Genomic DNA, 18,952 nt, shown 5'->3' with positions numbered 1-18,952 from the left:
TTGTATAGAAACGATGACAACTTTTTCCTTGGGAGGTGAAAACATGGAAGGTTTTTATCCGAAAAATGGACGCGTTATTCTCCATATTGATGCAAATGCGTTTTTTGCCAGCGTGGAAATGGCGGAAAATCCGGCGCTGAAAAACAAGCCGGTGATCATCGCAGGAAACCCGGAAGAACGAAAAGGCATCGTAGTGGCCGCCAATTATTTGTGCAAAGATAAAGGGATATATACAACGATGGCGCTCGGGGAAGCGTTAAAGCTCGTACCGGAAGCGGTCGTGATCAAGCCGAATCATGCAATCTATAAAGAATACTCAAAAAGGATTTTTGCATATTTAGCAGAGGTTTCTCCTTTGATTGAATATGCGTCTATTGATGAAGCGTATCTCGATATTACAGAGTGTGCGCACCTTGGGTCTCCAATCGACATTGCGATGAAGATTCAGCAAGAAACAGTAAAACGATTTGACATCCCTATTTCCATCGGAATTGCTCCAAATAAATTTTTGGCAAAAATGGCGAGCGACATGCAAAAACCGCTCGGACTCACTGTGTTAAGAAAGCGGGATGTGGAGCGTGTACTTTGGAATAAGCCGGTATTAGACGCGCATGGAATTGGCGAAAAAACAGCTGCGAAATTGCAAGCGCATGGAATTTTGACAATGGGAGATCTGGCGAAAGCAGACGTGAAAAAAGTTCAATCCATTATGGGCGTGCGAGGTGTCCGGATGCGTGACCGAGTAAACGGCATCGATGACCGTCCTGTTGATCCGGAAGCAAATACGTCTTATAAAAGCATCGGCAACTCGGCTACTTTTCCGAAAAATATCATTGAACCGGCTTCTATTCGTGTTAAGCTGCGTATGTTGTCTCGTGCGGTCAGTGAACGAATGAAACAGAAAAAAGCGGTCTCACGGACGATTCAAGTGATGATTCGCTACGATGATTTTAAAACCATTACAAGGAGCCAGACGTTACAGCGAGATATTCAAGAAGAAGCAGATCTTTTTGCTGCGGCCGAAACGCTTTTTTTCAAACACTGGAATGGCGAACCGGTCAGGCTCCTTGGCATAACAGCGCAAAATGCTGTTGATAAACGGATGCAGACGACCCAAATGGACTTATTTTCATTTCAAGAAGAAGCAGACAAGCTGGAGCCGCTTTTCACAACTGTCGAAGCATTAAAGCGGAAATTTGGCGACAGTATTATAAAAAAGGGATGGATGGAATGAGAAACGGACTGGATTTTTCTTTTGATGAATCAATTGTATCCATGATCGAAAAACTGCAACAAAGAAAAAATGTGCTTTGGATCAACCACAATCGTCAGAATCAAGTTTCATCTTTATTTTCAATCCGAGAGGTACAGGAAGCAGAAAACCGGCTAGAGCGATTTGCGCCATATCTCGAATCCGCTTTTTCGAAGCTAGAGGCAGCGAATGGCATCATCGAGTCGTCGATTACCCGAATCCCTCGAATGAAAATGTGGCTTGAAAAAGCGTCTGCTCAACCGATCCAAGGCGAATTATGGTTGAAAGAGGATCATAATCTGCCTGTATCCGGATCGATTAAAGCGCGTGGCGGCATTTACGAAGTGTTAACATACGCTGAACGGCTTGCGTTAGAAGACGGTCTGATTACTGAAAAAGATAATTATCATGCTTTTGCTGATCAAGCATTCAAAAAGCTATTTTCATCCCACCGGATTATTGTCGGTTCGACTGGAAATCTAGGTCTCAGTATTGGCATTATGGGCGCCAAAATGGGGTTCAATGTGACCGTTCATATGTCTGCGGACGCGAAAGAATGGAAAAAAGCACTGCTTCGTGAAAAAGGCGCCATCGTTGTTGAACATAAAGCAGACTATGAGAAAGCGGTCGCGCAAGGAAGAGAAGAAGCAAAGCAGGACCCGAACGCGTACTTTGTCGATGATGAGCATTCGCATACTTTATTTTTAGGCTATGCGGTGGCAGGACTTCGATTGAAAAAGCAATTTGATGACGCTGGTGTTGTAGTGGATGAAGACCATCCGCTTTATGTATATTTGCCTTGTGGCATTGGCGGCGGACCTGGCGGCGTTGCATTTGGCCTTCAGCTCGTTTTCGGGCCGCATGTCCATTGTTTTTTTGCGGAACCTGCAGAAAGCCCATGCATGCTGCTTGGTCTTGCCACTGGTCTTCATGACCAAATTGCAGTTCAGGATATCGGCTTAACGAATCAAACAGAAGCGGACGGTCTCGCTGTGGGCCGCCCGTCTGGATTTGTCGGGAAACTTGTTGAACCGTTTTTAGCCGGCAGCTATACGGTACACGATGACCAGTTGTTCGCTATGCTTAGTGGTCTTGTGGAATCGGAAAACATAAAGCTTGAACCGTCTGCTCTCGCTGGCATGATTGGATCGACGCTGCTTGCCGGTCAGAAAAAAGTGAAAGGCCAGCCGGTTCATCTCGTTTGGGCTACGGGAGGAAGCATGGTGCCGGATGACATTATGGAGCAGTATATAAAAAAAGGCCGCAATACTCCGATGATGTGTTTCACTATGAATTAGATAGGCTGGAACTAACTATTTTCTTTATAAGGGATGCTTTTGTTTGAGAAAAAACGATCATGCCCATTCAAGAAAAATAATTTGTGTCTACACACACTCTCCGGTAAACTATTGAAGGTGAAAACAAAGAGGAGACGTGTACTGTGGAAAACATGATTGAAGTAAAAGAGCTGCGAAAAGAGTTTAAATCACATTCAAGCCGTTCGGGACTGAAGGGTGCGTTTCGTGATTTGTTAACGCGTAATTATAAAGTGGTTCCCGCGGTAAATGACATTTCATTTTCGGTAAAAAGAGGTGAAATGGTTGGATATATTGGGGAAAATGGGGCTGGAAAGTCAACGAGCATTAAGATGCTTACGGGTATTTTGACGCCAACATCCGGAACTGTTCGCGTAAATGGGATGGACCCGCATAAAGAACGTGAGCAATTTGTCCGCTCGATCGGTGTTGTATTTGGCCAGCGGTCCCAGCTTTGGTGGGATATCGCTGTTCAAGAATCGTTTCGCCTGTTGAAAAAAGTTTATAACGTGCCTGATGACGTTTACAATGTGCATATGAACCATGTGATTGAATCGCTTGATATTGGACCGCTGCTCGATAAGCCGGTTCGTAAGCTGTCGCTTGGCCAGCGTATGCGATGTGAACTCGCGGCTGCACTGCTGCACAATCCGCCGCTTTTATTTTTAGATGAGCCCACAATTGGGCTGGATGTTCTTGTAAAGCTGAAAATCCGAGAATTTTTAAAAGAAATGAATGCAAAATATAATACAACGGTGCTGCTCACGACGCACGATTTAAGTGACATTGAAGCGCTTTGTGAGCGCGTTGTCATGCTCGATGAAGGAAAGATTATTTATGATGGGCAGCTTAGCAGCCTGCGGTCGAATTGGGGAGAAGGCAAGCAAATTGAATTCCAGTTTGCGGATACAGCCGTGACAAAACACTCCCTGCAGCCGCTCTTAGCAGAGCTGGACGCCGCTTGGACACCAGGCAACCGTCAAAACGTCTGGATTGCAAACGTGCTCAATGAAGAACATGTCATTTCAGAAGTCATTGGACGCGTAGTTGCTGCGCACAAAATTACCGATTTGAAAGTACATGAGATATCAATTGAAGACATAATCCGTAATATTTATGAAGAGGGCATTACAAATGGGTAAGTATATCGAAATGATCCGGATCCGCTTTTTAATGATGCTCGCGTATCGGACCAATTATTATAGCGGCATTTTAATTTACAGCATTAACATTGGCGCTTATTATTTTCTTTGGAATGCGATTTATGGAGACAAAGGATCGATTGAAGGAATGAGCGCACTGCAAATGACTTCTTATATTTCCATTGCCTGGATGGCGCGGGCGTTTTATTTTAATAATATCGACCGGGAAATTGCGCAGGAAATTAAAGAAGGAAAAGTAGCGATCGAGTTCATTCGTCCGTATAATTACTTACTGATGAAGACGATGCAGGGGCTCGGTGAAGGCATTTTCCGCTTGTCTTTCTTCTCTGTTCCGGGGATGGTCGTTGTGATGTTCATTTTTCCGATTGCTTTTTCAACCAATCCGGCAACGTGGCTGCTTTTTGCCCTTGCGCTTGTATTTAGTTTTTTAATTAACATGCAAATCAATTTGCTTACGGGAATTTTAACCTTTTTCTTCTATAACAATATGGGACTAATTCGGGCGAAACGAGTCGTTATTGATTTGTTTTCTGGTCTGTTGCTGCCCATCAGTTTTTTTCCCGGCTGGGCACAGAAGATTATGGATTTTTTACCGTTTCAAGGAATCAGCTACGTGCCGAGTATGATTTTCACGGAAAGTTTCAGCGGATCTGAAGTCATAAATGCGGTGCTGTTTCAAGTTGTCTGGGTGCTCATTTTGATCCTCCCGATTCAAATTCTATGGCTGATCGCCAGAAAACAGCTTGTTGTGCAGGGGGGGTAAAACATGAAATATGTACAGCTATTTTTTCAATATGCGGCGCAATATATGAAGACACGCCTCACGTACCGGACCGATATGGTTGTAGAGATTTTTTCGGATTTAATGTCGCAAGCCGTTAATTTTGTTTTTATTTTGCTTGTATTCGGACATACGACAATGATTAGCGGATGGTCACGGGAAGAAATTATTTTTATTTACGGCTTTTTCCTCGTGCCGTTCGCTATATTCGGCGCATTTTTTAACATTTGGGACTTTAATGACCGGTACATCGTCAAAGGGGAAATGGATCGGATTTTAACCCGGCCGATTCACAGCCTTTTTCAAATTGTGCTTGAACGGATGGAGCTTGAATCACTTTTTGGCGTGATTACCGGCATCGCGGTCATGTTATATGCGGGGAGCCTTCTTGATTTAAGTATGGCTTGGTATGATCCATTTATCTTTGTGCTTCTTGTGCTGGGCGGTACACTCGTGTATGCATCCATTTTTGTGTTAATTGCCAGCATCAGTTTTTGGTCGGACAGCCCGACAAGTATTATGCCAATGATGTATAATATCGGAAACTACGGCCGCTATCCAGTTAATATTTATAACAATGTTATTCGTTTTGTGCTTACATGGATTTTGCCGTTTGCGTTCGTCGGTGTTTATCCGGCTGCGTATTTTTTAGGCCGTGAAGACTGGTATACATATGCTTTTTTAACACCAGTTGTCGGTCTTGTCTTTTTTACATTCTCCATTTTTATGTGGAACGTAGGCGTCACAAAATATCGCGGTGCAGGCAATTAAACAATGAAAAGCCAGTCCAAATGGGCTGGCTTTTTTGATGTTACGGTCGAGTGAACGATTTAACAACTTTTGCGGTTGTGCTGCGCGGCAGCAGTTTTGCAGCGAAAGCACCTGCTTTGTTTTTACTGCCAGTGATCACGACACGTTTTCCTTGTAATAGTCCATTGACTGCTTCTTCGGCAACCTGTTCAGCCGGCATCGCTTGGCTGAACATTTTCGTCTCTTCAACACTGGCAACCGTTCCAAAGTTCGTCTTTGTCGCTCCCGGGCACAAAGCAGTCACAGTTATGTTGGTATGCGTCAATTCTTCCGCGAGTGCTTCAGAAAGCGACAGAACGAACGCTTTAGTTGCGAAATAAACAGCCATCATCGGACCAGGCTGAAAAGCGGCTGTGCTTGCGACGTTTAAAATCCGGCCGGAATTTCGCTTGAGCATGCCCGGCAAAAAGAGATGAGTCAATTCCGTCAACGCTATCATATTCAGCTGCATCATCTCTGTTTGCTTTTCAAGGCTTAGGTCAGCGAATGAACCGAGCAGCCCGAAACCGGCATTATTGATCAAAACATCCACTTGAATCCCAACCCGGTCAAGTTCTTCAGCCACTTCTTTTGCAGCTCCAGGTTTACTTAAATCTTTCGTAATTAGTTTCATTTCTGTATTTGGGTATGAATCCGCAAACGCTTCTAGTTTGTCCCTGCTGCGCGCGATGATCACGAGATTATATTCGGCTTTTGCAAAAATTTTTGCAAATTCAAGGCCCAGCCCGCTTGAAGCTCCTGTAATTAAAGCGGTTTTATTCATTTTTTCTCAGCTCCTTGTTTTGACTACTATAACAATAAAAGAAGTAATGAAATTTTGCAAAAAAGAATGGCATTCGCAATCGTATTGTCATAAATGAAAATAAGGTTGACAATCGATAAAAAAAAGCGTAATATAAATTATGCGATGAGCTCGTTTGCGTAAGACGGACAGGCATTCCTTTTATGAGGAACATGTTGTGGAACATGGTTTGGACGCCGCAAATTTCGAGAAACACCTTGCCTGTGGGCAAGGTGTTTTTATATGTCAAAAAAATCCCCTAAAAATTTAGGGGATTTTTTTCATGCAGCACGTGTGTGTTACATAAGATAGACAAGCTTAATGAACTTCACGGTACACACCAATGACTTTTCCTAAAATCGTCACGTTTGGAAGCAAGATCGGCTCCATCGAAGAGTTTTCGGGCTGAAGACGAATATGGTCCGCCTCTTTATAAAATCTTTTTACCGTTGCTTCATCGTCTTCTGTCATCGCAACAACAATATCTCCATTTTTCGCTGTTTGCTGTTGTCTGACAACAACGTAATCACCGTTTAAAATGCCTGCTTCACGCATGCTTTCTCCAACAATTTCAAGCATAAAAACTTGCTCATCCGGCGGAGCAAGACGCTCGGGAAGAGGGAAGTATTCTTCCACATTTTCGATCGCTGTAATGGGAATACCAGCTGTGACTTTTCCGATGACCGGCACATTGACAGGATGCTGTTTCGGTACAGAACTGTCCGTATCTAAAATCTCAATGGCACGCGGTTTCGTAGGATCCCGGCGGATGTAGTTTTTCGCTTCAAGACGGGCAAGGTGGCCATGGACCGTTGAACTTGATGCAAGTCCGACTGCTTCACCAATTTCCCGAACAGATGGCGGATAGCCTTTTCGGCGAACCTCATCTTTGATGAAATCAAGAATGTCCTGTTGACGTTTTGATAATTTAGTCACTTTTTCTACACCTCTCTTATTTAATATTTACGTACAGTATAACATGTGTTCTGAAATTTAACAAACATAAGTTCGAGTTTTCTCTTGACTGAAACAATCGTTCGCCTTACAATGAAATTATAGCACGAACGAGTATTCGAGGAAAGGGTGTTCTTAGTGGAGAAAGCAAAAAATTATTCTTTTATGTTATTATTAGCGGTAATGATGGCATCAGCGGCTTTATATTTTAGTTTTTCCGGTTCAGACGAAACAGCTTATCAGGCCATAAAAGTAGCAAAAGGCGATTCGCTTTGGAGTTTAGCTGAGGATTATCAAGAACTACATAAAATGAATCAGATTGAATTTATTAAATGGGTACAAGATGAAAACAATTTAATTACAACTAAAATAGTGCCGGGGGAAGAACTGACCATTCCAGTACCTGCTGTAACATCTGACAGCAGTCTTCAATTGGCAGACGGGGAATGATACTGAATGAAAAAAGCGGTTATTTACTGCCGTGTCAGCACGGAAAAAGAAGCGCAGGAATCGTCGCTTGAACGCCAGGAAGAAGAACTCCTCGCTCTTTCTAATTTGAAGGGATTTGAGCCGGTGCGTGTAATCAGGGACCGGGCCAGTGGTTATGAGTTGAATCGTCCCGGAATGCTCGAATTGCTCGATCTTATTAAACAAGAAGATATTGAAGCTGTTTTGATTCAAGACGAAACCCGGATTGGACGCGGAAACGCTAAGATTGCACTTATTCATTGTTTATTCAAAGAAGGCGTTTCGGTTTTTAGTATAGCGGATGATGGAGAGATGCAGCTGTCTGAATCCGATTCGATGGTTTTGCAAATTGTCAGTATGGTAGAAGAATACCAGCGAAAAATCCATAATTTAAAAATTAAACGGGGCATGAAACGAGCCGTAGAAAAAGGCTACCGTCCAGAGAAAAATTTAAAAAACAGAGGCAATGAAAATGGCCGGGTCCGGAAAGAAGTGCCAACTATGGAAATCGTTCGACTTCGTGAAAATGGTCTTACATATGAAGAAATAGCTGCAACGCTCCATGGATTTGGTTATGATATTTCACGCGCAACCGTTCACCGGCGTTACATGGAATATATTGAAAATGAATCCGGCAATATGTAAGCTTTTTTCTTGTCAGACTCCGTTCATTTCTGTACGATAGCGATAACTGAGTATGAGAAAGGAGCAGCAAAAAATGTTATCATCTGAAAAGATTGCACGTATAAACGAGTTGGCAAAAAAATCAAAAAAATCATCATTGACAGACGAAGAGTTGAAAGAGCAGGCGGCACTTCGCCAAGAGTATTTGACGGTCTTCCGCACTTCTATGCGGGATACGGTCGAACATGTTCGTGTCTTTGACCCGAACGGCGAAGAGGTGACACCGAAAAAAGTGCGCGACATCCAGAAACGCAGAAAAATGAATTGAGCCAGAACGGAGGCAGTGAAAGCTGTCTCTTTTTTCATATTGTTCTGTATTTTTGTTGTATATTCCGTCAAAGACCTTTAATATAAAGTGGTAAATCCCCTTTTGAAAGGATGAATCTCATGTTTGATAAAACAGATCAACTTGCGGTCACAACAATCCGCACGCTATCCATCGATGCAATTGAAAAAGCGAACTCCGGCCATCCGGGTTTGCCAATGGGTGCTGCTCCTATGGCGTATGCGCTCTGGACAAAAGTAATGAATCACAATCCGAAAAATCCACAATGGTTTAACCGGGATCGATTCGTACTTTCAGCAGGTCACGGTTCCATGCTTTTATACAGCTTGCTGCACCTTGCCGGCTATGGTCTTTCGCTTGATGAAATCAAAAATTTCCGTCAGTGGGGAAGTAAAACACCGGGTCATCCGGAGTATAAGCACACAGACGGTGTTGAAGCGACGACTGGTCCTCTTGGACAAGGAATTGCAATGGCTGTCGGTATGGCAATGGCTGAGCGCCATTTGGCATCTGTATACAACAAAGATGGACATGAAGTTATCGGCCACCATACATACGCGCTTTGCGGCGATGGTGATTTAATGGAAGGTGTCGCATCAGAAGCGGCTTCATTTGCAGCTCATTTGAAATTAAGCCGTTTAGTTGTTCTTTATGATTCCAACGATATTTCCTTAGATGGCGAACTTGATAAGTCATTTTCTGAAAGTGTAGAAGGCCGCTTTAAAGCATATGGCTGGAACTACATTCGTGTGGAAGATGGAAACGATCTCGACGAAGTATTAAACGCGCTTGAAAAAGCAAAACAAAACGATGACGCTCCAACGATTGTTGAAGTAAAAACAGTCATCGGCTACGGCTCACCAAACAAATCCGGTAAATCCGCTTCTCACGGTGCACCGCTTGGTGAAGACGAAATGAAATTAACAAAAGAATATTACAAATGGACATTTGACAAGGACTTCCACGTGCCAGATGACGTATACAGTCGTTTTGAAGAAGAAGCGGTCAATCGCGGTGCCGAAGCGCAAGCTGAGTGGGACAAATTATTTGCTTCTTACAAAGAAAGTTATCCCGAGCTTGCCGGACAGCTCCAAAAAGCTATCAACGGCGAATTGCCGGATGACTGGGAATCGGCTCTTCCTGTTTATGAAGAAGGAACATCAAACGCGACACGTAATACGTCTGGTGAAGCACTAAACGCGATTGCTAAAGCAGTTCCAACATTCCTTGGCGGCTCAGCGGATTTAGCCGGCTCTAACAAAACATCCATTAAAAATACAGCTGATTTTATGCCAGGCAGCTATGAAGGTCGCAACATCTGGTTTGGTGTCCGCGAATTTGCGATGGGTGCAGCGATGAATGGAATGGCGCTTCACGGAGGACTTCAAGTGTTTGGCGGCACGTTCTTCGTTTTCTCGGACTACTTGCGTCCGGCAATTCGTTTAGCTGCGTTGATGGGGCTTCCAGTTACGTACGTCTTTACACACGACAGTATTGCTGTTGGTGAAGATGGACCGACACATGAGCCGGTTGAACAGCTTTCCGCGTTCCGCGGTATGCCAAACTTGTCTGTTATTCGTCCAGCAGACGGAAACGAAACAGCGGCAGCCTGGAAATTGGCACTCACAAGCAAATCAACGCCAACAGCTCTTGTGTTGACGCGTCAAAACTTGGCGGTTCTTCCAGGCTCAAAAGAACAGGCGCATGAGGGTGTTGAAAAAGGTGCTTATACGGTTGTAAAAGCTGAAAAAACACCTGATGTTCTTCTTCTTGCAACAGGTTCAGAAGTGGGATTGGCTGTTGAAGCACAAAAAGTTCTTCAAGGCGAAGGCATCCATGCGAATGTTGTCAGCATTCCGTCATTTGATCGTTTTGATCAGCAGGATGCAGCTTACAAAGAATCTGTTATTCCGAAGTCTGTGAAAAAACGTCTCGGAATCGAAGTCGGTTCTTCATTCGGCTGGCATAAATATACAGGCGATGAAGGTGACATTTTGGCGATTGATCAATTTGGCGCCTCAGCACCTGGGGATATTGTTATGAAAGAGTATGGCTTTACTGTTGAAAATGTTGTATCGCGTGTAAAAGTATTGTTAGAAAAATAAAATGTTTTCAGTCCGGAGCCTCGGTTCCGGATTTTTTTACGCCATCATTCCGCAAAAATTTACAGGCTCTTATTGTATAATCGTGAATGGTTTAGTACACTTTGAATAGATAACTTGAAGGAGGAACACGTTTATGTTTTGGTATGTGCTTACGGCTGTCCTGGCACTCGCTGCCGGCATCGCTATCGGTTTTTTCATCGCACGCCGTTACATGATGGATTACTTGAAAAAGAATCCGCCAATTAACGAGCAAATGCTGCGTATGATGATGATGCAAATGGGAATGAAACCATCGCAGAAGAAAATTAATCAAATGATGGCACAAATGAATAAACAGCAGGATAAATAAGTCCTTGCTGTATAAGGGTTTAAAGCGATTTTTCCCTATTCATTTATTCAAGCAGAAGGGTGAAAGGTTAATCTTTCCTCACTGTTTTTGCATTTATTTGAGTTATTTTCCTTGTAAATAACGATAACCACCTTTTCTTGTGAAAGATTAACCAAGGAAGGTGGTTTTTTTGTGGAATTAGAAGATGTAATTGCTGAGTACGTCTATTACTGTTTGTAAAAAGGATTCACTCAAAAGACGCTGATTAACAAGAACCAGGAACTCAAGAACCTTAAACTTTATTTGAAAGAGAAGCGGAGAATTTCGCAGTTCGAGGGTATTTACTTGGATGATTTGAGATCGTATATCCACTATAAGAAACAGTCGGGGCTGCAACCGCTGAATATTGTGTCGATGTTTAAGGTTATTTTCAGCGTTTTTTAATTGGTGTGTCTAATGAGGGGTATTGGAAAGAAAACTTAATGAAGAAAGGTGAAACGCCTAAAGTATCGAAAAAAGTGCTGAAAGGCTTCAACGCAGACGATATATACAGCATTACAAGACCTATCAAAGAAGCCCGAAATAAGGCAATCATCGCCATGCTGGTGGATTATGGGCTTAGAGCGATGGAGTTATGTCCATTGACCATTGAAAGTGTGGGGGAAACCTCCATTCTTGTTCAATGATTATCATCATTTGTCAAAAAGGTAAATAATGCAATCAAACAACCTCCCAAAAAAGAAGTTGTTTGGGAGGTTACGTTTTTATTCAGTTTATTCTAATCCTGCTTCTTCTGAATTAATTCTTGCGAGGACAGACCGATCCTGATTTTCAAGATCTTTGGCAATCGATGATAGCAAGCGGCAACAGCCTAGCTGATGGCCTCGGAATTTTAGTAGTAACGGCGATCTCGAAACGGAAAATTCCGTCTGATTATAGAGCCATTTCAGCATGGCACGTCATATCTCGCTTACCGTTTCATTTCTTTTGAGGCAGGCGCTGCAACGATTTAATACCAGACAATTTCACGTTTTCTTTGATAAGGAGTATTTTTCAAAGTTAAGAAAAATGTAAAAGCATTTTTATTTTTCTAAAACTTGATTTATCACTTCACTCGGTTTGCTGTTATTTAGATTTTTGTAAATGCAGCTTGCCGGTTTTTCTCGTAAGGTTTCAGCAAAAGCGATTGCCAATTCGGTTTCTCCCGCTACATGGATTTCTACCCAACCTCTTTCTTTCTTTAATCGTTCTACGTTTGTCCCCATGCTTTTAAAGAACCTTTGCAAATTTTCTTTAAGCCGGGACTCTAAAAAGTCTACTTTACTACTCCCAATTACATGTCGACCACCGGGATCCATGTCCTTCTTTTTCCCCCACTCTTCAAGGTTAGGGTCGAAGCTGTAAGAAAAATCTTCTTTGACCAATCCCATTACAGTATCCAATATTCGAACTTCCCCGAAGCTTGGTAAAATGATTCCTGCTTCTGGATAGGCTTTGTGCATGTATTCCAATTGTTCTAACACCGGATGATCTTCCCAATGAAAGCTTGATTTAACAGGGACTTGCACATAGTGAACCGACCATAATTCTGGATTCTCTGAAGCGAAAATAACGACTCCTTTGCGCAAATCATCCTTATTATCATCGATTTCTTTTAATACTTTTTTCTTAATTTCTTTAAACAATTTTAATTCATTTTCATTTTTTGAATCTGTTAAATACTTATCTAAATCCTTTAAGCCGTTCTTTAAATGAATTTCCCATGCACCGTTTAGTTGGTCTGGATCAGCTGGGTTGGTGTTTAAATAAACACTCAATACGCCGCGTTCACCACTGTGATATTCTTTTAAGGTCTGGAGTTCTTTGTTTAGAGTCATAAATTTATTTTACCTCCTCAAATTTCTTTACAGTACTAGCCTGCCCTTCGAGTACCAAATATAAAACTAAGTCTTAGTCACAGGTATGGTGTTTATTAAAAATGCCTACAGATGAGCTGCAGGCTGGGAAGTGGATTAATCCGGCTGTCTTTTTTGAAGCAAACAGCGGCGATCTTTTCATTTAACCAAAAAAATAACCCGCCATTGAGTCGAGCGCTCTGGTGGGTTATTCCCCGGTATTGCTGATCATCTCTTATGGGAAGCCGGCCGGTTCGATGTTAGCGCATCGGAGCGGCTTTTTCAATTTATCAATCGTACCAACCTGAGTGTTTTATCTGGTTCTTGATAGTAATAAGAGCAGGGTATTTAGCTTTTTGATTAGATAACAAGGGGAATCTTTATGAAAATTTATTTTCGAAGCATAAATGATATGAATAGAAACTAATACTGTTCTTTCATAAAGCCAATTTTAATAAAAAAAAACAAAACCTATGCTATTATTTTAAGAAGTGTCGAACAAGAACTATCATTAAGAAGGAAATGAGTGGAATGGATAATATGTATATTGCAACTGAAGAAATTCAATTTTCATATGCTGATACCGATATGATGGGTGTTGTTTATCATGCAAACTACATAAAATGGTTTGAACTAGGTAGAACAAAACTTATAGAGGATATTGGATACAACTACTTAGATATGGAAAAAGCGGGATATTACGCACCAGTGCACAACCTTGAAGTTACATATAAGAAACCTATAAAGCTTGGAGATAAAGCCTTTGTCAAGACATGGGTGGAAAAAAATCACGCATTAAGAGCTGCCTATGGTTTTCAAATTGTCAACGGTGAAGGTGACATTTGCGCGGAAGGAACTACTACACATATCATCGTAAAAAAGGAAAACGGTGATTTCAAACCCGTTAGATTCAGTAAGGCATTTCCCGAGTGGTTTCAAAAATATGAAGAAATTAAAAGGAAAGTCTAGCAAAGACGGGAATGTTTATAAAACCATTCAGCAACGTCCCAATAATTCAACGGTTGCTTGGTCGTACGTTTCCTTCAAGCAACAACCCACCATTATGAAGAAAGGCAAAGAAGGATACATAGCCGGTCTTTGAATAAACACAGTAAAAGCAGCCGAGGTTTTAGATTTTTCTGGCACTAAATTTAATTCTGATTTAATCGTAAGATATAGGGAAATTAACGAAGGATTGAAAGGAAGTATAAAATAATGAAACAGGTAGTTACAATGGAAGAATACATGAAAATGTGGGATAAAACTTTCCAGGTTGAATCTCCAGAAACGTTTCTTTTAAAGTGGAATTGCGTAAGTTGTGAAAAGGAAAACAGAGAAAAAGCTTCTGAATTTACTCAGATTGCAAATTTTGCTCTTTCGCATTGTTATAACTGTGGTAGCAGCAATATTATTGAGCTGAAAACTAAATCAATGATCATTATTGAGTATAATGCGAAGAAAATCTAATCATCGGTTTTTTCATCGCACGCCGTTACATGATGGATTACTTGAAAAAGAATCCGCCAATTAACGAGCAAATGCTGCGTATGATGATGCAAATGGGAATGAAACCATCGCAGAAGAAAATCAACCAAATGATGGCACAAATGAACAAGCAGCAGGATAAATAAGTCCTTGCTGTGTAAGGGATAGAACCGTGTTTAAGGCAGTTTTAATCCATTGTTCATTTGTTTAAATAGCGTAAAAGGTTAAACCTTCATCGCTGTTTTCACTTTATTTTGGTTTATTTCCCTTGTAAATAACGATAACCACCTTTTCTTGTTGAAAGATTAACTAAGAGAGGTGGTTTTTTTATGGAATTAGAAGATGTAATTAATGAGTAGATCTATTACTGTCTGCCGAAAGGATTCACGCAAAAAACCCTGATTAACAAGAAGCAGGAATTAAAGAATATCAAACTTTATTTGAAAGAGAAGCGGGAAATTACATAACTAGAAAATATTTATGCAGCAGTCTGGGCTACAGCCACAAAGTGTCGTTTCAGTGTAAATGAAGAAGGTTGAAACCCCTAAAGTGTCGAAGAAGGTAATGAAAGGCTTTAATGCAGAAGACATATACAACATGATAGAGGCATTCAGCTACAAGAACTAGAGAAGCCTGCAACAAGGCTATCATCGCTATGCTGGCGGACTGTGTGGGCTTAGAGCGATGGAGATACGAACACTGCCTTGTGAGAACGTAGGAGAAGCATCTATTCTTGTGCATGGAAAAGGAAATAAGGAGCATGTCCTGCGTTGAAAAAAGTGCTGGTGAAGTACGAGAGAATCCGCAGAGAGTATGTGAAAGACAGAATCCTTAAAGAGGATGCGTATTTTTTATCCTATCAAGGACGAGGTCTCTCACATGTGTCATTAGATAATATAATAATGGAAGGAATTTGGTGAAACATCGCTCAAGATTCTGGAATACTTGCTAATTGGCTTAGCTAGTGAGCTATTCCCCGAAACACTATTAAATCAAGAAGGAGTGAACAGAAAGTAATGAAAAGACTATGTATTATTCCATGCGGAGCAAAAAAAGTGTGGGATAAGAAACCGGATGCTGGACCAACAGAAGCGGAAAATGTTTATATCGGTTCGTTCCATAACTCTTGTCAAAATTATGCTTCTCGTTTCTTTGAACATTGGGTTATTCTTTCAGCGAAACATGGCTTCTTATTTCCGCAAGATATGATTCATTCAAATTACAATGTTGCATTTAATTCTAAGAGTCCCGAAATTATCAGCATTGATAAATTAAAACAGCAAATTCCAGAAAAAAAATTAGCGGATTTTGATGAATTAGTCGTTTTAGGCGGAAAAAAGTATAGAAAAGTTGTGGAGCAAGCTTTTGGAAGCAACTATAGCTATAAATACCCCTTGAATGATTGTAAGGGGATCGGTTATATGCTTCAAAAGCTAAACAATTCTTTGCTTATTAATAAGGAAATAACGGATTCGAGCAAGGAAAATAAGTATTAGCCGATGAAAGATATGACTTCTAAATATTGTTTTATTGATGCTGTTTTTAAGAAAGTCCCTTATACAATCCCTTTAAAGAGCGTGCTTTTAACGGCTTTTCCTTATTGCTTTCTTGTTGTAGTGCTTTCGTTATCACCAAACCGAACTCATTTACAATTTCAGGAGAGAAGCTATTTACACGAATGAAATGCTGCATCAAACTCTTCCACTGTTCCTTTGTCGAAACTAACTCAGTCCGCATGATATGTTGGAACGAATGACATTTCTTGCAAATGAGTTGAATAGCGATCAAATGGCATGCTTTATTGGAGAAATCGTATTCCTCTATTTCATGCAAGTGAAGGTGTTTCATTTCAGTCTCATGTTCAGGTGTCCAGCCACAAATAGAACACTTTTTTCCTTGCTGCTCCAATACAAAAGGATGCAATTTCTTCCCCCAGAAATAACGGCTAACAGTGTTCCTTATTGTGTATCCATGAAACAGCGGCGGTTTAGCAGAAGGGAGCAGCTTTGCACTAAATAAATATGTTTTTAGCGGTAAAACATAATTTAAATTTAAATGCTTGGAATCATACTGTTGAATACATAACTATGGAAAATAAAATGACTAAGCTAGAATACTGAATCGTATTGCAAGATGTTCTATGCTTGATAATCGAAATTTTAGTAGTAGCTAAGGAGAATTTATTAGAAAAAGGGATGAATATCCATGAAGTCGCCAATCAAGCAGGCCATGCAAGTGCTCAGACAACGATGCTGTATATTAACGCAAGGAAACCTATTAAAGAGAACAATCCGTCTGCTCATTAAAACTAAGATAACCGCCTTTTTCTGTTGAAAGATAAACAGGAAGAGGTGGTTTTTTGTGTTTTTAGAGGATGAAATCAGTAGTAGATATGAAAAAAGGAGAAAGATAAGAGTGATATAGCTTAAATATATTATATAAGTATGTTTTTTCCTTTCTGTAACGGTGAGGGTAATTAAAATTGTAACAGGTGTTTAAAAGCTAAGTATCAAATCAAATAGAGTGACTTAAGTCATGAAAAGTACGACAAAATAAACAGAAAAATAACTGCTGAAATTAAAAAACAGTATAAATAGCACAAACAAAGTGATAAAGTGTAAAATATGTTCCAAGCAAAGAAAGATTTCCTAATAAATATATCAAAAGAAATGGATATAAAGGCGCGGTTGTTTAGTTGTAAAAGTTACGACAATGCGGGCAGGAGGTTAGGAGAACACAGTTACAGTACTTTCCAGCGAAAATAAATGAACGTACAAAATTATCGGAAAAATAATGATTTCTTTTTATATTTTATTTTGAATAAAAATTTTAGAGTAGGTGAGCTATTTGGCGTTAGTAAAAGAGTTAGGAGACTTGGTTAAAGGGGATATTCTTTATAGCGATGTTTATAAAAATGGAACATTGCTGCTTAGCGGAGGAACTCTAATCAATCGTACTGCAATAGAAAAATTAATTAATTGGAATATTTCAACTGTTGAGGTTCTGGAGGCCGGTGAAAGCATTCAGACTAATCAAGATACCTGGGAGGTAAAAAAGAAGACATCTATTTTATATTCAAAAGGAATTCTAAGTACAAAAAAGCTTTTTTATGACAGTTTGATTTATGTGGTGAATGAATCAAGATATGGGTATGTTCTTCATGACAATGATAAACTCATGTGGCTAGAAAATTTGTTTATTCATGTAATGGAGGATGACCGTATTTCAAATGCAGTGTTTAATTTGAAGAAATTAGATTCATATAGTTATTACCATTCATTCGATGTTTTTTTACTGGGTTCATTATTAGCAAATGAAGTAGGAATAAGAGAATTAGATATATTTGCTGCGTGCTGCTTAGTTCATGATATAGGGAAGTTACAGATATCGAAAGAATTATTAAACAAGGAAGAAAAGCTAACAAAGAGTGACTTTGATATTTTAAAAAGCCACACAATGGAAGGAGTAACCTGGACAAAGAAAAATAAGCTGCCGAAAATATTTGAGACCATCTGTAAATCTCATCATGAACGTTTAGATGGATCAGGCTATCCAAATGGATTGACAGATAAAGATATTTCAAAAGAAATCCGGATAATGGGAATTGTCGATTCTTATTCCGCTCTAACCTTAAAGCGATCATATCGTGAGCCTATTTTAGCAACAAAAGCGATTGAGCTTCTATTAAATAAGAAAAAGAAATATGATTTAATGTATTTGATCAGCTTTATTGAATTGCTAAATATATACCCGCCAGATTCAATTGTGAAGTTATCAAATGGTAAAAAAGCTCGAGTAAAGGTAGTCAATGATCAGCAGCCTTATCGACCAACATTACAAGAATTAGGTAGTTCAGTCACATTTGAATTACCTACAAATTTATCTGTAACGATTCCAAAATTCATCAGATGGGATCATGTAGAACAAGAAGCAGCAGGCTCTAAAAGGGAGCAGTATTGGAATTTATATATAAATAATTTAATAGCTGGAGATTGGGAAAGAGCATTTGAAAACTATAAAAATTTGATCGATGGGCTAACTGTTGAAAATGTATTTATTGATGTTGTGGTTAAAACCATAAAAGAAATTGATCTTAGGTGGGATACTGGTCAACTATCAGTGGGAGAAGAGCATGATGCTTTATTGGGAATTCAACAAATTCTTCAACATATGCATAAAGAACAAGCTATGTATACTGATACTCAAAGGTGACCGGAAAAGCGCCTTCTCTTGGTGTGTTTTTCACTTTACATACTGTAGACAAACAAAATTTTTAACAGAATCACCTTTTGTTTCTTCACATGAAAGCTGTTTTGACGGGAGCCGATAAAGGCGGCGGGCGCGCGGCTTCGCTTTCCATGGGGCAGGCGCTGAGCTCGTCTCCGCCGCTTTGCGGCAGATCCGATCTCAGCTGCCATGCCAGTCAGTCCCATAGGAGTCTTCGCTGCGCGCCCACTGCCTGTGCGTTTAAACGAAACAGCCATGTCTGGCAGATCCATCTTTTGCAGCAGCGGCAATGGCGCAAGAGTATGCAGTCATGTCCTTGGCGTTTGTTCCACACATATAGCCTATCAGGACTTGCTTCTTCTCGCTGCTTTTGGTGAAGCCGCCCGGACGAAGACTCCTGCGGGACGTACAGTGAGT

22 protein-coding genes are annotated in these 18,952 nt (G+C 40.5%); 17 read left to right on the top strand and 5 right to left on the bottom strand.

Going from position 1 to position 18,952, the window contains the following annotated elements:
• Nucleotides 1–43 precede the first annotated feature (43 nt).
• From VQ00_RS04660 to VQ00_RS04640, 5 genes are all read left to right on the top strand, one after another.
• Nucleotides 44–1,234: a DNA polymerase IV gene (locus tag VQ00_RS04660; protein WP_046178993.1), complete on the top strand. Its 1,191-nt coding sequence runs from the start codon at nt 44–46 to the stop codon at nt 1,232–1,234.
• Nucleotides 1,231–2,550, top strand: a complete 1,320-nt coding sequence (locus VQ00_RS04655) for a D-serine ammonia-lyase (RefSeq protein WP_082091468.1) — start codon at nt 1,231–1,233, stop codon at nt 2,548–2,550. Before VQ00_RS04660 ends, VQ00_RS04655 begins: the two co-directional genes overlap by 4 nt.
• Before the next feature lie 143 nt (nt 2,551–2,693).
• Nucleotides 2,694–3,710: an ABC transporter ATP-binding protein gene (locus tag VQ00_RS04650; RefSeq protein ID WP_046178992.1), complete on the top strand. Its 1,017-nt coding sequence runs from the start codon at nt 2,694–2,696 to the stop codon at nt 3,708–3,710.
• Nucleotides 3,703–4,494, top strand: a complete 792-nt coding sequence (locus VQ00_RS04645) for an ABC transporter permease (RefSeq protein WP_046178991.1) — start codon at nt 3,703–3,705, stop codon at nt 4,492–4,494. Before VQ00_RS04650 ends, VQ00_RS04645 begins: the two co-directional genes overlap by 8 nt.
• Nucleotides 4,495–4,497: 3 nt before the next feature.
• Nucleotides 4,498–5,283 carry an ABC transporter permease gene (locus tag VQ00_RS04640; protein ID WP_046178990.1) on the top strand — a complete coding sequence of 262 codons (786 nt, stop codon included), beginning with the start codon at nt 4,498–4,500 and terminating at the stop codon, nt 5,281–5,283.
• 40 nt (nt 5,284–5,323) lie between these two features.
• On the opposite strand, the gene VQ00_RS04635 is transcribed toward VQ00_RS04640, so the two are convergent.
• Both VQ00_RS04635 and lexA read right to left on the bottom strand, forming a co-directional pair.
• Nucleotides 5,324–6,085 (bottom strand): SDR family NAD(P)-dependent oxidoreductase, encoded by a 762-nt coding sequence (locus VQ00_RS04635; RefSeq protein ID WP_046178989.1) that lies wholly within the window; start codon nt 6,083–6,085, stop codon nt 5,324–5,326.
• 336 nt (nt 6,086–6,421) lie between these two features.
• Nucleotides 6,422–7,039 (bottom strand): transcriptional repressor LexA, encoded by a 618-nt coding sequence (gene lexA, locus VQ00_RS04630; protein ID WP_046178988.1) that lies wholly within the window; start codon nt 7,037–7,039, stop codon nt 6,422–6,424.
• Between the two features lie 156 nt (nt 7,040–7,195).
• Here lexA and yneA point away from each other — a divergent pair, with 156 nt between their 5' ends.
• From yneA to VQ00_RS17655, 6 genes are all read left to right on the top strand, one after another.
• Nucleotides 7,196–7,507 (top strand): cell division suppressor protein YneA, encoded by a 312-nt coding sequence (gene yneA / locus VQ00_RS04625; protein WP_052728331.1) that lies wholly within the window; start codon nt 7,196–7,198, stop codon nt 7,505–7,507.
• Between the two features lie 6 nt (nt 7,508–7,513).
• Nucleotides 7,514–8,170: a YneB family resolvase-like protein gene (locus tag VQ00_RS04620; RefSeq protein ID WP_046178987.1), complete on the top strand. Its 657-nt coding sequence runs from the start codon at nt 7,514–7,516 to the stop codon at nt 8,168–8,170.
• A gap of 73 nt (nt 8,171–8,243) precedes the next feature.
• Nucleotides 8,244–8,477: a DUF896 domain-containing protein gene (locus VQ00_RS04615; protein WP_046178986.1), complete on the top strand. Its 234-nt coding sequence runs from the start codon at nt 8,244–8,246 to the stop codon at nt 8,475–8,477.
• Between the two features lie 119 nt (nt 8,478–8,596).
• On the top strand, nt 8,597–10,600 hold the full coding sequence (tkt, locus tag VQ00_RS04610) for a transketolase (protein WP_046178985.1): 2,004 nt from the start codon (nt 8,597–8,599) through the stop codon (nt 10,598–10,600).
• Nucleotides 10,601–10,733: 133 nt separating this feature from the next.
• Nucleotides 10,734–10,949, top strand: coding sequence for a YneF family protein (locus VQ00_RS04605; RefSeq protein WP_046178984.1), 216 nt, complete (start codon nt 10,734–10,736; stop codon nt 10,947–10,949).
• A gap of 461 nt (nt 10,950–11,410) precedes the next feature.
• Complete coding sequence (locus VQ00_RS17655) at nt 11,411–11,614, top strand: site-specific integrase (protein ID WP_052728329.1); 204 nt, start codon at nt 11,411–11,413, stop codon at nt 11,612–11,614.
• A 396-nt stretch (nt 11,615–12,010) separates the two neighbouring features.
• Here VQ00_RS17655 and VQ00_RS04595 read toward each other — a convergent pair whose 3' ends face one another.
• Nucleotides 12,011–12,805: a VLRF1 family aeRF1-type release factor gene (locus VQ00_RS04595; RefSeq protein WP_046178983.1), complete on the bottom strand. Its 795-nt coding sequence runs from the start codon at nt 12,803–12,805 to the stop codon at nt 12,011–12,013.
• Between the two features lie 558 nt (nt 12,806–13,363).
• Here VQ00_RS04595 and VQ00_RS04590 point away from each other — a divergent pair.
• The 4 genes from VQ00_RS04590 (at nt 13,364) to VQ00_RS04575 (ending at nt 15,804) form a co-directional block, all read left to right on the top strand.
• Nucleotides 13,364–13,792, top strand: coding sequence for an acyl-CoA thioesterase (locus VQ00_RS04590; protein ID WP_046179023.1), 429 nt, complete (start codon nt 13,364–13,366; stop codon nt 13,790–13,792).
• Nucleotides 13,793–14,038: 246 nt separating this feature from the next.
• Nucleotides 14,039–14,290 (top strand): hypothetical protein, encoded by a 252-nt coding sequence (locus tag VQ00_RS04585; RefSeq protein WP_046178982.1) that lies wholly within the window; start codon nt 14,039–14,041, stop codon nt 14,288–14,290.
• Entirely contained in the window at nt 14,290–14,454 is a 165-nt protein-coding gene (locus VQ00_RS17980; protein WP_082091466.1) for a YneF family protein, read from the top strand. Before VQ00_RS04585 ends, VQ00_RS17980 begins: the two co-directional genes overlap by 1 nt.
• Before the next feature lie 870 nt (nt 14,455–15,324).
• Nucleotides 15,325–15,804, top strand: a complete 480-nt coding sequence (locus VQ00_RS04575) for a DUF6884 domain-containing protein (RefSeq protein WP_046178981.1) — start codon at nt 15,325–15,327, stop codon at nt 15,802–15,804.
• Between the two features lie 46 nt (nt 15,805–15,850).
• Here VQ00_RS04575 and VQ00_RS04570 read toward each other — a convergent pair whose 3' ends face one another.
• Nucleotides 15,851–16,231 (bottom strand): hypothetical protein, encoded by a 381-nt coding sequence (locus VQ00_RS04570; RefSeq protein ID WP_046178980.1) that lies wholly within the window; start codon nt 16,229–16,231, stop codon nt 15,851–15,853.
• A gap of 221 nt (nt 16,232–16,452) precedes the next feature.
• On the opposite strand from VQ00_RS04570, the gene VQ00_RS18425 reads away from it, so the two are divergent.
• The gene (locus VQ00_RS18425) at nt 16,453–16,614 is read left to right on the top strand and encodes a hypothetical protein (RefSeq protein ID WP_216595824.1); all 162 of its coding nucleotides are present in this window, start codon (nt 16,453–16,455) and stop codon (nt 16,612–16,614) included.
• Nucleotides 16,615–17,155: 541 nt separating this feature from the next.
• The gene (locus tag VQ00_RS04565; RefSeq protein WP_046178979.1) at nt 17,156–18,520 is read left to right on the top strand and encodes an HD domain-containing phosphohydrolase; all 1,365 of its coding nucleotides are present in this window, start codon (nt 17,156–17,158) and stop codon (nt 18,518–18,520) included.
• Nucleotides 18,521–18,555: 35 nt separating this feature from the next.
• Here the strand turns inward: VQ00_RS04565 and VQ00_RS04560 are convergent, their stop codons facing one another.
• On the bottom strand, nt 18,556–18,807 hold the full coding sequence (locus tag VQ00_RS04560; RefSeq protein ID WP_156153967.1) for a hypothetical protein: 252 nt from the start codon (nt 18,805–18,807) through the stop codon (nt 18,556–18,558).
• Nucleotides 18,808–18,952 lie beyond the last annotated feature (145 nt).

Origin of the sequence: Domibacillus tundrae (assembly GCF_000970675.1) — a bacterium.
Taxonomy (GTDB): Bacteria; Bacillota; Bacilli; order Bacillales; family Domibacillaceae; genus Domibacillus; species Domibacillus tundrae.
The sequence above is the reverse complement of the archived record's forward strand: the minus strand, read 5'-3'. Positions and strand labels throughout refer to the sequence as shown.